Annotated in this window: 12 protein-coding genes; 6 read left to right on the forward strand and 6 right to left on the reverse strand. The window is 67.0% G+C overall.

All coding sequences use genetic code 11. The features are described 5' to 3' along the window. From AC1D1G_RS31415 to AC1D1G_RS31430, 4 genes are all read right to left on the reverse strand, one after another. The coding region (locus AC1D1G_RS31415) for an aldehyde dehydrogenase family protein (RefSeq protein WP_477955094.1) at window positions 1-1,172 on the reverse strand (1,172 nt) is incomplete at its 3' end. Beyond that, window positions 1,169-2,821, reverse strand: coding sequence for a BCCT family transporter (locus AC1D1G_RS31420; protein ID WP_280782093.1), 1,653 nt, complete (start codon window positions 2,819-2,821; stop codon window positions 1,169-1,171). The genes AC1D1G_RS31415 and AC1D1G_RS31420, both read right to left, overlap by 4 nt. Then, window positions 2,818-3,990 carry an aromatic ring-hydroxylating oxygenase subunit alpha gene (locus AC1D1G_RS31425; RefSeq protein ID WP_280782094.1) on the reverse strand — a complete coding sequence of 391 codons (1,173 nt, stop codon included), beginning with the start codon at window positions 3,988-3,990 and terminating at the stop codon, window positions 2,818-2,820. The genes AC1D1G_RS31420 and AC1D1G_RS31425 overlap by 4 nt, the downstream gene beginning before the upstream one ends. A gap of 384 nt (window positions 3,991-4,374) precedes the next feature. Then, window positions 4,375-5,187, reverse strand: a complete 813-nt coding sequence (locus tag AC1D1G_RS31430) for an IclR family transcriptional regulator (protein ID WP_477955095.1) — start codon at window positions 5,185-5,187, stop codon at window positions 4,375-4,377. A gap of 197 nt (window positions 5,188-5,384) precedes the next feature. Between AC1D1G_RS31430 and AC1D1G_RS31435 the strand changes: the two genes are divergently transcribed. Both AC1D1G_RS31435 and AC1D1G_RS31440 read left to right on the forward strand, forming a co-directional pair. After that, entirely contained in the window at window positions 5,385-5,729 is a 345-nt protein-coding gene (locus AC1D1G_RS31435) for a bifunctional 3-phenylpropionate/cinnamic acid dioxygenase ferredoxin subunit (protein ID WP_105413454.1), read from the forward strand. Further along, complete coding sequence (locus AC1D1G_RS31440) at window positions 5,726-6,904, forward strand: NAD(P)/FAD-dependent oxidoreductase (RefSeq protein WP_477955096.1); 1,179 nt, start codon at window positions 5,726-5,728, stop codon at window positions 6,902-6,904. The genes AC1D1G_RS31435 and AC1D1G_RS31440 overlap by 4 nt, the downstream gene beginning before the upstream one ends. A gap of 8 nt (window positions 6,905-6,912) precedes the next feature. On the opposite strand, the gene AC1D1G_RS31445 is transcribed toward AC1D1G_RS31440, so the two are convergent. After that, on the reverse strand, window positions 6,913-7,713 hold the full coding sequence (locus AC1D1G_RS31445) for an IclR family transcriptional regulator (protein ID WP_317568434.1): 801 nt from the start codon (window positions 7,711-7,713) through the stop codon (window positions 6,913-6,915). 339 nt (window positions 7,714-8,052) lie between these two features. Here AC1D1G_RS31445 and AC1D1G_RS31450 point away from each other — a divergent pair, with 339 nt between their 5' ends. The 4 genes from AC1D1G_RS31450 (at window position 8,053) to purU (ending at window position 13,005) form a co-directional block, all read left to right on the forward strand. Next, window positions 8,053-10,515 carry a GcvT family protein gene (locus tag AC1D1G_RS31450; protein WP_477955098.1) on the forward strand — a complete coding sequence of 821 codons (2,463 nt, stop codon included), beginning with the start codon at window positions 8,053-8,055 and terminating at the stop codon, window positions 10,513-10,515. Next, the gene (locus AC1D1G_RS31455) at window positions 10,512-11,138 is read left to right on the forward strand and encodes a cyclodeaminase/cyclohydrolase family protein (RefSeq protein ID WP_477955099.1); all 627 of its coding nucleotides are present in this window, start codon (window positions 10,512-10,514) and stop codon (window positions 11,136-11,138) included. Before AC1D1G_RS31450 ends, AC1D1G_RS31455 begins: the two co-directional genes overlap by 4 nt. Next, on the forward strand, window positions 11,135-12,028 hold the full coding sequence (locus AC1D1G_RS31460; RefSeq protein ID WP_477955100.1) for a bifunctional 5,10-methylenetetrahydrofolate dehydrogenase/5,10-methenyltetrahydrofolate cyclohydrolase: 894 nt from the start codon (window positions 11,135-11,137) through the stop codon (window positions 12,026-12,028). Before AC1D1G_RS31455 ends, AC1D1G_RS31460 begins: the two co-directional genes overlap by 4 nt. A gap of 128 nt (window positions 12,029-12,156) precedes the next feature. Further along, window positions 12,157-13,005: a formyltetrahydrofolate deformylase gene (gene purU, locus AC1D1G_RS31465; protein ID WP_280782102.1), complete on the forward strand. Its 849-nt coding sequence runs from the start codon at window positions 12,157-12,159 to the stop codon at window positions 13,003-13,005. A 65-nt stretch (window positions 13,006-13,070) separates the two neighbouring features. On the opposite strand, the gene AC1D1G_RS31470 is transcribed toward purU, so the two are convergent. Then, window positions 13,071-13,329: FCD domain-containing protein (locus tag AC1D1G_RS31470; protein ID WP_477955101.1), on the reverse strand; the 259-nt coding region annotated here is incomplete at its 5' end.

A 13,329-nucleotide genomic window follows, 5' to 3' on the forward strand; every position in this document is an offset into this window, starting at 1 on the left:
CGGTCGCAGTGGTCGAAGATGGTGGGCAGGTAGTAGCTACCGCCGTCGAGCGCGGGATCGGCGGGCCGGGAGCCACCCGTCCGGAGCACCGCCCCTTCGGAGATACCCAGTGCCACATAGGCTTCGATCTTGTCGCGCTGTGCGGTCGACACGAGCGGTCCGGTCTCGGTGCCGGGATCGAGCCCCGGGCCGACGCGGATGGCCTCGGCGCGCGAGACGAGGGCGGCGACGAAGTCGTCGGCGATCGACTCCTCCACGATCAGCCGCGTCCCCGCCGAGCACACCTGCCCCGAATGCAGGAAGACGCCGGTGAGCACCTGGTCGACCGACGACTCCCACTCGGCGTCCGCGAACACGATGTGCGGGTTCTTCCCGCCGAGTTCCACGGCGACCTTCGTGACGTGCTTCGCGGCCGTCTCCAGGATGGTGGTGCCGGTCGCGAGTCCACCGGTGAACGAGATGAAGTCGACGTCACCGGTGTCGGTCAGCGCGGGTCCGAGGTCGGCGCCGCTCCCCTGCACCAGGTTGACGACACCGGCGGGCACACCTGCCTCCTCGATCAGCCGGGCGAACGCGATCGTGCTCAGTGGCGTGACTTCACTGGGCTTGAGCACCATCGTGCAGCCGGCGGCCAGCGCGGGTGCCACCTTCCAGGAGATCTGGAGCAGCGGGTAGTTCCACGGCGCGATGAGGACGCACACCCCGATCGGTTCGCGAACGACCCGGGAGACGACAGCGGGGTCACCCACGTCGACCACCCGGTCGCTGGAGACGAGGGCCAGCCGGGCGTAGTACCGGAATACCGACACGACGTCGTCGATATCGATTCGGCTTTCCACCAACGTCTTACCGGTGTCCAGCGTCTCGATACGCGCCAATTCCTCCTTGTCGCGCTCGAGCAGATCCGCGATACGCGACAGGAGCGACGACCGCGCGGCGACCGCCGTCTCAGGCCAGTCCCCGGCGTCGAAGGCCGCCCGGGCAGCGTGCACAGCTCGCCCGGCGTCTTCGGGCGACGCCTCGTCGACCGTGGCGATCACGTTCCCGGTCGCCGGGTCGATGCAGTCGCGGGTGCGGCCCGACGTCGCCGCGACCCACTCCCCCGCGATGAAATTCACCTTCCCGAACAACCTCTGGACGCCCTGATCCGCGGATAGTGCCGTCATCTTCATACTGTGTCCGAAACCCTCTCGTGTGCATACTTTTTCGATGAACCGACGATGAGCGGATCACGGGAGAGGTCCCGATACAGCGAGAAGCACAATCCGATCATCACCAGGAGGAACGGCGCGGCCGCGATGATCGTCATCGTCTGCAGACCCTGCAGGGCGTCCGAGCCGCCGGTCCAGAGGATGAGTGCCGCGGTGCCCCCGGTGAGGGTTCCCCAGAAGATGACGACCCACGTGCTCGGTTCTCGTGCACCCCGCTGCGACAGGGTGCCCATCACCAGGGACGCGGCGTCCGCGCCGGATACGAAGAAGATCGCGACCAGCACCATGACCAGCACGGTGGCGAACCCCGTCAACGGCAGATGGTCGAGCATCCCGAACAACTGGCCTTCGGTCGACGAACGCGCCGCCAGGTCGACTCCGTCCTGCTGCTGTCCGATGCCTGCGCCGCCGAACACCGCGAACCATACGAGGCTGACCGAGGTGGGAATGACGATCACGCCGATCACGAACTGCCGGATCGTGCGGCCGCGGCTGATCCGGGCGAGGAACATTCCGACGAACGGAGTCCACGACACCCACCACGCCCAGTAGAAGATCGTCCATGACGACAGCCAGGACGCCGTGTCGTCGCCGGAACTCGCGGCCGTCCGTCCCGACATGGTGGCGAGTTGCGCCGCGTAGTCCGCGATCGCGGTGGGGAGCAGATTGAGGATGAGGACGGTCGGACCGAGCACGAACACGAACAGTGCGAGAATCACCGCCAGCACCATGTTGATGTTGGACAGCCAGTGGATGCCCCGCGCCACTCCCGAGACCGCCGAACCGACGAACGCGAACGTCAGCAGCCCGACGAGGGCAACGAGCGCGAACGTGCCGACGTGGCCCATCCAGCCGATGATCTCGAGACCGGAACCGATCTGCAGTGCGCCGAGTCCGAGCGACGCGGCGGTGCCGAACATCGTCGCGATGATCGCGAGGATGTCGATGACCTTCCCCACGGCGCCCTCCGAGCGGCGACCGAGGAGAGGGAAGAACGCGGCACTGATGAGCTGCTTGCGGCCACGCCGGTAGGAGCCGTACGCAATCGACAACCCGACGACCGCGTAGATCGCCCACGGATGCAGACCCCAGTGGAACATCGTCGTGGCCATCGCCGACCCCACGGAGCCGTCCGTTCCCGGCGGCGGGCTCACCAGATGGGCGAGCGGTTCGGCGACGCCGTAGAACATCAATCCGATTCCCATGCCGGCGCTGAACATCATCGCGATCCAGCTCACCGTGCGGAACTCCGGTTTCTCGCCGTCGCGGCCGAGCGGAATCCGGCCGTACCGGGAGAACGCCAGGAAGAGCGAGAAGACGACGAACGCCGACGACGCGGCGATGAACAGCCAACCGAGGTCGGCCACCAGCCAGTCCAGCGCCGCGGTCGACACGACCGAGAGGTTCTCCGGTGCCAGCAGTCCCCAGAGGATGAGTCCGACACCGAGCGCCGCGGCCGTGCCGAACACCACCTTGTCGACGCTCCGCCGCCCCTCGCCGTCGGACGGCGCCGCCGCCTGCTGCTCCTGCGCCTGGTGTCGGGGTTGCGAATCGACACCGTTCACCCTGGGAGAGTCGGTCACCCTCGGTTGCTCGCCGGCGTAGGTCATCGGGGATCCCCGCTCAGCCTTTCGAGTAGCCAGTCGTGGAATTCGCCGATGTGGTGTTCCGCGGGCACCARCACACCCCCGTTCCGGTACGCCTTCGACGCCATCGTGGGCTGGGTCCGCTCACAGGCGTCGAAGTCCTGCTGGTTGACCCGGTGGAACAGCTCCACCGAACGGGAGACGTCGCGACCCGACGCGGTGACCTCCGGGGAGTACAGCCAGTCGCATTCGACGATGGTGCGATCCGCGGACACGGGGTACATGCGGTGGAAGATGACGTGATCGGGCACGAGGTTGACGAAGACCTGCGGCCGGATCGTGATGGCGTAGTACTTGCGGTCCTGGTCGGGACTGATGCCGGACAACGACTCGAATCCGCCGGTTCCGTCGATGGTGAATCCCTCGACGTCGTCACCGAAGGCGGCACCGTGCCCCACGAAGTACTGTGCGGCAAGGCCGTCCGCGAACTCGGGAAGTACCTCGGTGAGCTCGGGGTGGATGGTCGCGCAGTGGTAACACTCCATGAAGTTCTCGATGATCAGCTTCCAGTTGGCTGCGACGTCGTAGACGATCCGGCGGCCGAGTTCCAGGGTTCCGATCTGGTACCGGTCGATTGCGGCCGGATCACCGAGTCGTTCGGTGACGGCGCCGACGACCTCGTCCTCGAACGACGGCGGTTCGTCGGCCAGGCACACCCACGCGTAGCCGAGCCATTCGCGAAGCGCGACCGGCACCAGTCCGTACCGCACCCGGTCGATGTCGGCTCCGGTCTCGTCCCGCAGCGCGGCCATGTTGGGGGCGGCCACCAGTTTGCCGTCGAGTCCGTACGTCCACGCGTGGTAGGGGCACTGAAGGTTTCTGCGGATCTGCCCTTCGTCCTCGGTGCACAGCATGGCGCCGCGGTGCCGGCAGATGTTGAGGAAGGCGCGCAGTTCCCCGTCGCGGCCGCGGACGAGGAGCACGCTCTCCCGGCCCACCGTGATCTTCCGGAAGGCTCCGGGGTCGGCGAGATCGGCGGCGCGGACGGCGCAGAACCACATCGCCTCGAACAGGTTCTCCTGTTCGTCCGTGAAGATGTCGGCGTCGGTGTAGTACCGGCCACCGAGGGTGGGGATCAGTGCCGGTGCGGGCGCGGAGGCGGGAGCGGGGGCTTGGACGTCCGGAGCGGACATAGATGTCACCGTTTCTTTCGTTGCCGGGAAAGATGCGTGTCGGTCGGGCTGTGACCTGATGTCTGTGTGCGTAAGGGGGGCGCAGATCGCAGGGGGCGTCGTTGCCGAGAGTGACGACATGCGTGCCCGATCCGCGGCGACCGTTCGAACAGCGGGCAGCTGTTCCCGCCGAGTCATCGCGGCGTCAGCATTGTTGCGTCATCAGCAACGCTATGCGATTTACACAACTTAGACTGTGGCCCGCGGACGTGTCAAACATCACATTCGACACTTCTTTCGCGGACGCGACACGACCGAAACACCGCGTTAACCGCGGACGGCCGGAACCCGGACAAACGGGACTATCCGTTCGTCCCGCCTTGAGGGAGAAGCACTTCCGGGCGTTCAGTCACCCGCGCCGACGGATTGCTGCGCTTCGATCCGCGCGACCGCGTCGGCGAGTTCGAGCGCCACGGCCTCGAACCGCTCAGGAGCAAGCCGGTACTCCGGCCCGGACACACAGATCGACGCGACGATCCGGTTGGTGACCTTGCTCCGCACCGGCACGGCGATGGAATTGAGCCCCGCTTCGAGTTCCTCGGCCGTGGACGCCCACCCGCGCGACCGCACGTGCTCGAGTTCGACGTCGAACGCCCGGAAGTCGGTGATCGTGTTGGGAGTGAGCGGGCTCAACTGCGGCCCCAACCGGCTCCGGATCTGGCCGGACGTCAATTCCGAGACTAGGACCTTGCCGGTCGCGGTCGCGTGCGCCGGGGTCACCTGACCCACCCAGGTACGCAGCGCGACGTGGCGATCGCTGCGGGCCTCGAGCACGTTGAGGGTCGCCGCACCGTCCAGTACCGCGAGGTTGACCGTCTCCCCGAAGGCGTCGGCCAGGCGGTCGCACTCCGGCTGCGCAACCTCGACGAGCCCGCTCTGCGCGACCGTGGCCTCGGCCAATCGCACTACCGCGAATCCGAGCTGATACTTGCCGCGGACACCCGCTTCCTCCACGAATCCGCGTTGCTGCAGCGACGCAATCAGGCGTGACACGGTCGATTTGTGCACGCCGAGACGCACGGCGATCTCCGAGGCGCCGACACGGCCTTCTGCCGCGACTATCTCGAGCACGTCGATGGCACGTTCCACGGCGTGCACTGTCTTCGCCTTTCCTTCCGTTCCCTGGGCCGCGGGCGCCGTTGCCTCGGATTCACTCATGCCCCGAGGTTATGCCCACCGACTTCGGGAACGCAGTTTTTACACGCGAATGCTTGACACCGTGGGGCAGCACCGGAGAGCATTGTGTTGCACAGCTTGCAAGTCGTCGCGCATAGCGCAACAACCGCTCCACAACTTGTCCTTCCTCCCCGACGTTTCGGAGGTATCGAGTGATTCTCGATAACGATTCCCCAGTTGTGACCCACCCCGGCGCCACGGCGTTCCCCGTCTGCGAACTCGTGACACTGCCCGTGGGCGAAGTCGTCACGGTGACCCCGCCGGGCATGGCTCCCATCTCCGTCTTCCACACCTCCGACGGTCTGTATGCCATCGACGACACCTGCACCCATCAGGACGCCTCCCTCGCCGACGGCTGGGTCGAAGGCTGCACCGTCGAGTGCCCGCTCCACGAAGCGTGCTTCGACCTCCGCACCGGAGTGCCCTCGGGCCCGCCGGCCAAGATCGCGGTCCGCACACACGACGTGTCGATCGTCGACGGCACCGTGCTGCTTCATCTCGACCAGAAGGGCGACGCCCGATGAACACTGTCCCGAATTCCATTGTGGTACTGGGCGCTTCCCTCGCCGGACTGTCGGCGGTGCGCGCACTGCGCGAGAAGGGATACACCGGCCGCCTCGTCGTGGCCGGCAGCGAGCAGTCCCTGCCCTACGACCGGCCGCCCCTGTCCAAGGAATTCCTCACCGGCGACCTGACCGACGAGGATCTGCTGTTGATGAACAGCGACGACGACACCCTCGACGTCGAATGGCGCATGAACAGAACTGCCACCGGTCTGGTCCATGCCCCCGAAGGGCTCCACCGTGTCACGTTCGACGACGGGTCCCACTTCGACGCCGATGCCGTCGTCGTCGCGACGGGCGCGCGTGCCCGAACCCTGCCCGGACACTCCGGTCTCGCCGGCGTGCACACACTCAGGTCGGTCGACGACGCACGCGCACTGCGGGATTCGCTGTCGCGTGCGCAGAACCTCGTGATCGTGGGAGCAGGGTTCATCGGCGCCGAGGTGGCCTCCACCGCGGCCCGCATGAGCCTGAACGTCACCGTCGTCGAGGCGTCACCGACACCCCTGGCGGGCCCGCTCGGCATCGAACTCGGGGCGATCTGCGCAGGACAGCATGCCGCACACGGCGTCCGGCTCCTCACCGGGGCAGTCGTCGCCGCACTGCTCGGTGACGACGCGGTCGAAGCCGTCCAGCTGAGTGACGGAACCATCCTCCCCGCGGACGCCGTGGTGGTCGGAATCGGGGCCGTCCCCAACGTCGAATGGGCACGCGATTCGGAACTGATGATCGAAGACGGCTTCCTCACCGACTCGTCGTGCCGCACGAACGTGCCCGGCGTGTACGCGATCGGCGACTGCGCACGGACTTTCGACGACGCCCACCAGGTGCACCACAGAAGCGAACACTGGAGCAACGCCGTCGCACAGGCCGCCACCGTCGCCGACACGATCATGGCCACACCGTCCGGACCCGCCGCGATCCCGTACTTCTGGTCCCACCAGTACGGCAAGATGCTGCAGTTCGCCGGGACGAGATACAGCACCGACGAGGTCCGGTTCGTCGACGGCGATCCCGGAACCGGCACGTTCGTGGCCACCTACGACCGGGACGGCGACACCGTGGGCGTCTTCGCGATGAACAGTCCCCGGCTGTTCACCCGGTACAAGAAGCAACTCGCCAGGTCGCGGGCCTGATGCCGGCGCTACGTGACGGCATAGCCCAATCGGCTGCTGATCTGCTGGGACGTGTCGAGTGCGGCGCGGGCGACGTCCTCGAACCGTTCCGGCAGCAGTCGGTAGGCGGGGCCGGACACACTCAGAGCAGCAATCATTTTCGACGTGTAGTCGCGGATCGGGACGGACACCGCGTTCAGCCCGAGTTCGAGTTCCTCCTCGGACTCCGCCCAGCCCCGCCCGCGAATGGTTTTCAGCGATTCCACGAGCGCAGGCACATCGGTGAGAGTTTTCTCCGTGAGAGCAATCGGAGTTTCTCCCACGCGCTCCGCGAGTTCGCTGTCGGACAATTCCGTCAGCAACAATTTTCCACTCGCCGTCGCATGTGCCGGGCTGCTTTGACCCACCCAGGTATTGGTACCGACGCCGGACGGACCGTCCGCTTTGACGATGCTCACCGATCGATTTCCGTCGAGTATCGACACATTGACGCTCTCACCGACAGTTTCCGCCAGTTCGGCGCACAATTCCTGACTCTGCCGCACCAGATCGCCGTCCGGCGACGCGGTGCGGGCCAGCCGGACGATGGAATTGCCGAGTTGGAATTTTCCCCGGCTCTTCAATTGCGCGACGTACCCTCGCGAATCCAGAACGGCGACGAGGCGCGATGCGGTCGACTTGTGGACACCCAACTCGTCGGCGATTTCGGTGACACCGGCGGTACCGAGCCTCGCCAGGATTTCGAGTACCGCCAGAGCGCGGTCCACTGACTGCACAGCGCCGGACGGCCGGCTCCGATCTCCATTCGAGTTATCGTCCAATTCAGTCATCTCGACTTCAGGATAGGCGACATCACCGTGCGACGGTTACCTCCATCCACACCCGGTTCCACGTCATCACAGTCGGGGTCGGTGCGCATTTCCACTTCGGATCGCGGAATTGCGGCCATTTCATCGACCAATCGTCTTGGAATTACCCGCAATTCGGGGTTGACCCCCTTACTCGTCCAGACCTAATGTGTTGATATATCAGTTGTCGATTTCGGTTCGGATCAGTCCGATCCGTTTCGCAATTCACAGTTCTTTCCGGCGCCGTTCGAGCCCACACCGAACACCGAATCTCCCGCTACTTCGCCACACACAGGCACCCACCCAACCAGGAGGACCATCATGGGGTCACCGCGCGTAGTGATCATCGGAGCCGGCATCGTCGGCGCGAATCTGGCCGACGAGCTCACCGCTCGCGGCTGGGATCGGATCACGGTTCTCGATCAGGGACCGTTGCCGCTCACCGGAGGCTCCACGTCGCACGCACCGGGCCTGGTGTTCCAGACGAATGCGTCCAAGACGATGACCGAGTTCGCCCGGTACACGGTCGAGAAGTTCGTCGGGCTCGACGTGGACGGCGAATGGTGCTTCAACCAACTCGGCGGGCTCGAGGTGGCCACCACCCCCGAGCGTCTCACCGATCTGCACCGCAAGCAGGGCTGGGCCACGTCCTGGGGCATCGAGGGCGCCGTCCTCGACCCGGCCGAGTGCGCGAAACTGCACCCGCTGCTGGACGAGAAGCGGGTACTCGGCGGGCTGTACGTGGAGACGGACGGCCTCGCGAAGGCGTCCCGAGTCGTCGTCGCGCTGGCCCGGCGCGCCGAAGCCCGCGGTGCCGTGTTCCAGGGTTCGACGAAGGTGATCGGCATCGAACAGAGCGGCGGCAAGGTGACCGGCGTCGCCACCGCGGACGGGGTGATCCCCGCCGACATCGTGGTGTCCTGCGCGGGTTTCTGGGGTCCCGACATCGGTGCGATGGTGGGTATGGACGTCCCGCTGCTCCCTCTGGCGCACCAGTACGCGAAGACCGAGCAGATTCCCGAACTCGTCGGACGGAACACCGAACTCGCCGAGGCGGGCTTCCCGATCCTGCGCCACCAGGACCAGGATCTGTACTTCCGTGAGCACGTCGACCGCCTCGGCATCGGCACGTACGCGCACCGCCCGATGCCGGTGAACCTGCGCGACCTGGACGCGAGCGACGACGTGTCCGCGTCCGACATGCCGTCGATGCTGCCGTTCACGGAAGAAGACTTCGCGCCGTCGTGGGAGCAGAGCAAGTTGCTGCTGCCGTGCCTCGAATCCGCGAAACTGGACGCCGGTTTCAACGGCGTCTTCTCGTTCACCCCGGACGGCGGACCGCTCATCGGCGAGTCCCCGGACGTCGCCGGGTTCTGGATCGCCGAGGCGGTGTGGGTGACGCACTCCGCCGGTGTAGGCCGGGCCGTCGCGCAACTGCTCGTCGACGGCCGCTCCGAGGTCGAACTGCACGGCTGCGACGTGCACCGCTTCGAGGAGATCCAGCTCGCACCCGACTACGTCAGCGAGACGTCGCAGCAGAACTTCGTCGAGATCTACGACGTGCTGCACCCACTGCAGCCCAAGGAGTCTCCCCGCGACCTGCGGGTCAGCCCCTTCCACACTCGCCAGAAGGAACTCGGCGCAGTGTTCCTGGAAAGCTCCGGCTGGGAACGCCCGCACTGGTTCGAGTCCAACGCCCATCTGGTACAGGACCTTCCGGCCGAATGGCAGCCGCCGGCCCGCGAACCGTGGGCAGCGATGTTCCACTCCCCCATCGCCGCGGCCGAGGCCTGGAAGACCCGAACCTCGGTGGCGATGTACGACATGACACCGCTGAAGCGCCTCGAGATCAGCGGCCCCGGCGCGCTGGCCCTGCTCGACCGGCTGACGACCGGCAAGATGGACAAGTCCGTCGGGTCCGTCACCTACACGCTCGCGCTCGACGAGTCCGGCGGCGTCCGCAGCGACCTCACCGTCACGCGACTGTCCGACACCGTCTTCCAGGTCGGCGCCAACGGCAACCTCGACCTCGACTACTTCCGCCGCCAGTCTCCGGACGACGGCAGTGTGCAGATCCGGGACATCACCGGCGGCACGTGCGGGATCGGGTTGTGGGGCCCGCGCGCCCGGGACCTGGTGCAGGCGTTGAGCTCCGACGACTTCACGAACGAGAACTTCAAGTACTTCCGCGCGAAGCAGGTCCGCATCGGCGGTGTTCCCGTCACGGCGATGCGTCTGTCGTACGTCGGCGAACTCGGCTGGGAACTGTACACGTCCGCCGACAACGGTTTGCGCCTGTGGGATCTGCTGTGGGCGGAAGGGCAGAAGTACGACGTCATCGCCGCCGGCCGCGCCGCGTTCAACAGCCTGCGGATGGAGAAGGGCTACCGCTCGTGGGGCAGCGACATGACCACCGAGCACAATCCCTACGAGGCCGGTCTCGGGTTCGCGGTCCGACTGCAGAAGGGCGACTTCCGTGGGCGTGACGCGCTCGACGGCGTCTCCGACGAGACGGTGGAGCGGCGCCTGGCGTGCCTCATGATCGACGACCGCACGTCGGTGGTCCTCGGCCACGAGCCGGTGTTCGTCGACGGACAGCCCGCCGGGTACGTCACGAGCGCCGCGTTCGGTCACACGGTGGGGGCGCCGATCGCCTACGCCTGGCTTCCCGCGAACGCGACCGTCGACACCCCGGTGGAGATCGAGTACTTCGGACGCCGCATCCCGGCAACGGTTGTGGCGGAGCCGCTCGTCGACCCCGAGATGAAGAAGATCCGGTCATGACCCTCCGAGACGACACGATCGCCGGGTTCCTGGACTCGCTCGCCGATCGAACTCCCGCGCCCGGCGGCGGCRCGACCGGCGCCCTCCACCTCGGCCAGGCAGCCGCGCTGGTCGCGATGGTCGCCCGCTACACCACCGGCAAGAGGTACGCCGACCACGGGATGCTCGTCGAACGCATCTGCGCGTCCGCGGATGCGTTCCGCGAAAAGGCACTGCAGTTCGCCGACGACGACATGGCGGCATTCACGGCCGTCATCGACGCCTACCGGCTCCCCCAGGACACGGACGACGAAACGGCCGCCCGCACGTCGGCGATCGCGACCGCCCTCGCCGGCGCCGCCGCGGTCCCCGCCGAGGTGGTGGTCGCAGCGGGCGACGTCGTCGCACTCGCCGACGTCCTGCTGCCGGTAGCGAACCGCACCGTCGTCAGCGACGTCGCGGCCGCCGCCGAGGCCGCCCGCGCAGCCGCCACCACCGCCCGGGTCAACATCGAGGTGAACCTGCCGGGTATCACCGATCCGGATACCCGCCGGGCCCTCACCGAGTGCCTGTCCGGCGTCGACGCGATCGTCGAGCGTGCCGACGCAGTCACGACACGAGTACGAAAGCAGCTGAGTTCATGACCAGAAGCCTCGGTGGCGCCGAACTCGCCACCTCCATCCGCAACGACGCGTCCGTCGCCGCCGCAGCACTCGCCGAAATCGGGGTCCGGCCCAAGCTGGCGGTCGTGCAGGCCACCGACGACGAATCGACCGCCTGGTACGTGCGGTCCATCGCGTCGGCCGCGAAACGCATCGGAATCCTGTGCGACATCGTCGATCTCGGCGCCGCGGCGTCGACCGAGCAGATCCGCAGCACGCTCGTCGAACTCGGCCACGACCCGGACGTCCACGGCATCATCCTGCAGACACCCCTGCCGGACGGAACCGACCTCGACGCCCTCCGGGAGGCGATCAACCCCGCCAAGGACGTCGACGGCGCCAACCCGGTCAGCCTCGGCCGACTCGTCGCGCGTCAGCCGGCGTTCGCGCCCGCCACCGCACAGGCCGTGATCGCCCTCCTCGATCACCACGGGATCTCCCCGCACGGCAGGACGGCCGCGGTGGTCGGCAGATCGACTGTCGTCGGAAGTCCCGTCGCGCATCTGCTCGTGCAGCGCAACGCGACGGTGACCGTCTGCCACCGGCACACCACCGACCTGGCCGCCGGCACCCGTGGCGCCGACATCCTCGTCGTCGCGGTCGGCATTCCCGGACTGATCACGGCCGACCACGTCGCCGACGGCGCCGTCGTCATCGATGTCGGGACCACGGCGACCGCGGACGGCCAACTGCTCGGTGACGTCGACGCCGTGGCCGTCGACGGCCGGGCGGGCGCGCTGACCCCGGTCCCCGGAGGGGTGGGACCGGTGACCACCGCGTTGCTGCTCAATCACACGGTCGACGCCGCCGGGACGCAGTACGCCCAGACTCGATCGGAGTCCGTGCTCGCCGGGCTCCGCAGCAGCGTCTGACTCCGTCTCCACCCCTTGACCCGCTCGTCCAGCCTGAAATAGCATGGCCCCATTCTGATATATCAGTTTGCTCGGACTGACACCTCAAGTAGTGACACCGTAACCAGTCCGGCATCGAGGAGACCCACATGACCCAGACCTTCACCCTGACGCTCAGCTGCGCTCAGCGTCCCGGGATCGTTCACGCAGTCAGCTCCTTTCTCTTCGAGCAGAACTGCGATATCGCCGAGCATCAGCAGTTCGACGACACCCGGAGCGACGCGTTCTTCCTCCGCACGTCGTTCGTGTCGGCCGAAGATGTCGACATCGAACGGCTCACGGCGGAATTCGGGAGCGTCGCCGCGAAATTCGGCATGACGTTCAACTTCAACGGCACCGACCTGCCCCGGGTGATCGTGATGGTCTCCAAGATGGGTCACTGCCTCAACGACCTCATCTTCCGCTGGCGAGCGGGCAACCTCGGCGCCGAACTCGTCGCCGTCGTCTCCAATCACGAGGTGCTGCGCCCCATGGCCGAGGCCGCCGGGCTGCCGTTCGTCCACGTCCCGGTCACGCCGGCCACCAAGCCGCAGGCCGAAGCCCGGCTGCTCGAACTCGTCGAGGAGTTCGACGCGGATCTCGTGGTCCTCGCCCGGTACATGCAGGTGCTGTCGGATGACGCATGCCGCGCGCTACGCGGACGGGCCATCAACATCCACCACTCGTTCCTGCCCGGCTTCAAGGGCGCCAAGCCCTACCACCAGGCGTTCGATCGCGGCGTCAAGCAGGTGGGGGCCACCGCCCACTACGTGACCCCCGATCTGGACGAGGGGCCCATCATCGAGCAGGAAGTCATCCGCATCGACCACTCCTTCGACCCGACGCGACTCGCCACGGTCGGGCAGGACGCCGAGGCCCTCGCGCTGTCGCGGGCCGTGCGCTGGCACTGCGAGAACCGCGTCCTGCTGCACGGTCACCGGACGGTCGTGTTCAGCTGAGGCGCTTCGCGCCCGTGCGCCTTTTTGGTAGCTCCCGCTACCAGAAAGGCGCACGGGCCGGAGGCCTACAGCAGGTCGCGGATGGCCTTCTCGAAACCGGCGACGTGGGCGAGGGTGAGGGACGAGGCGGTGTTCTCGTCGCCGTCGACGATGGCCCGGAGCAGGGCGACGTGCTCGCGGACGTGGCTGGCGACGTCGGGCAGCCGGTCGAGGAAGAGGCACCAGATGCGGGTGGCGTGTGCGTCGAGGCTGACGAGGATGTCCTCGAGGTGAGGGTTCCCGGATGCTCGGTAGATCTCGCGGTGGACGCGCACGTCCTTGCGC

The organism is Rhodococcus sp. P3_B8 (genome assembly GCF_056402775.1).

Bases quoted from the DNA above. Each gene is read 5' to 3' on its own strand.
- AC1D1G_RS31420 (WP_280782093.1), bottom strand. From the start codon at position 2,821: ATGACCTACGCCGGCGAGCAACCGAGGGTGACCGACTCTCCCAGGGTG.
- AC1D1G_RS31430 (WP_477955095.1), bottom strand. From the start codon at position 5,187: ATGAGTGAATCCGAGGCAACGGCGCCCGCGGCCCAGGGAACGGAAGGA.
- AC1D1G_RS31440 (WP_477955096.1), top strand. From the start codon at position 5,726: ATGAACACTGTCCCGAATTCCATTGTGGTACTGGGCGCTTCCCTCGCC.
- AC1D1G_RS31445 (WP_317568434.1), bottom strand. From the start codon at position 7,713: ATGACTGAATTGGACGATAACTCGAATGGAGATCGGAGCCGGCCGTCC.
- AC1D1G_RS31450 (WP_477955098.1), top strand. From the start codon at position 8,053: ATGGGGTCACCGCGCGTAGTGATCATCGGAGCCGGCATCGTCGGCGCG.
- AC1D1G_RS31460 (WP_477955100.1), top strand. From the start codon at position 11,135: ATGACCAGAAGCCTCGGTGGCGCCGAACTCGCCACCTCCATCCGCAAC.
- purU (WP_280782102.1), top strand. From the start codon at position 12,157: ATGACCCAGACCTTCACCCTGACGCTCAGCTGCGCTCAGCGTCCCGGG.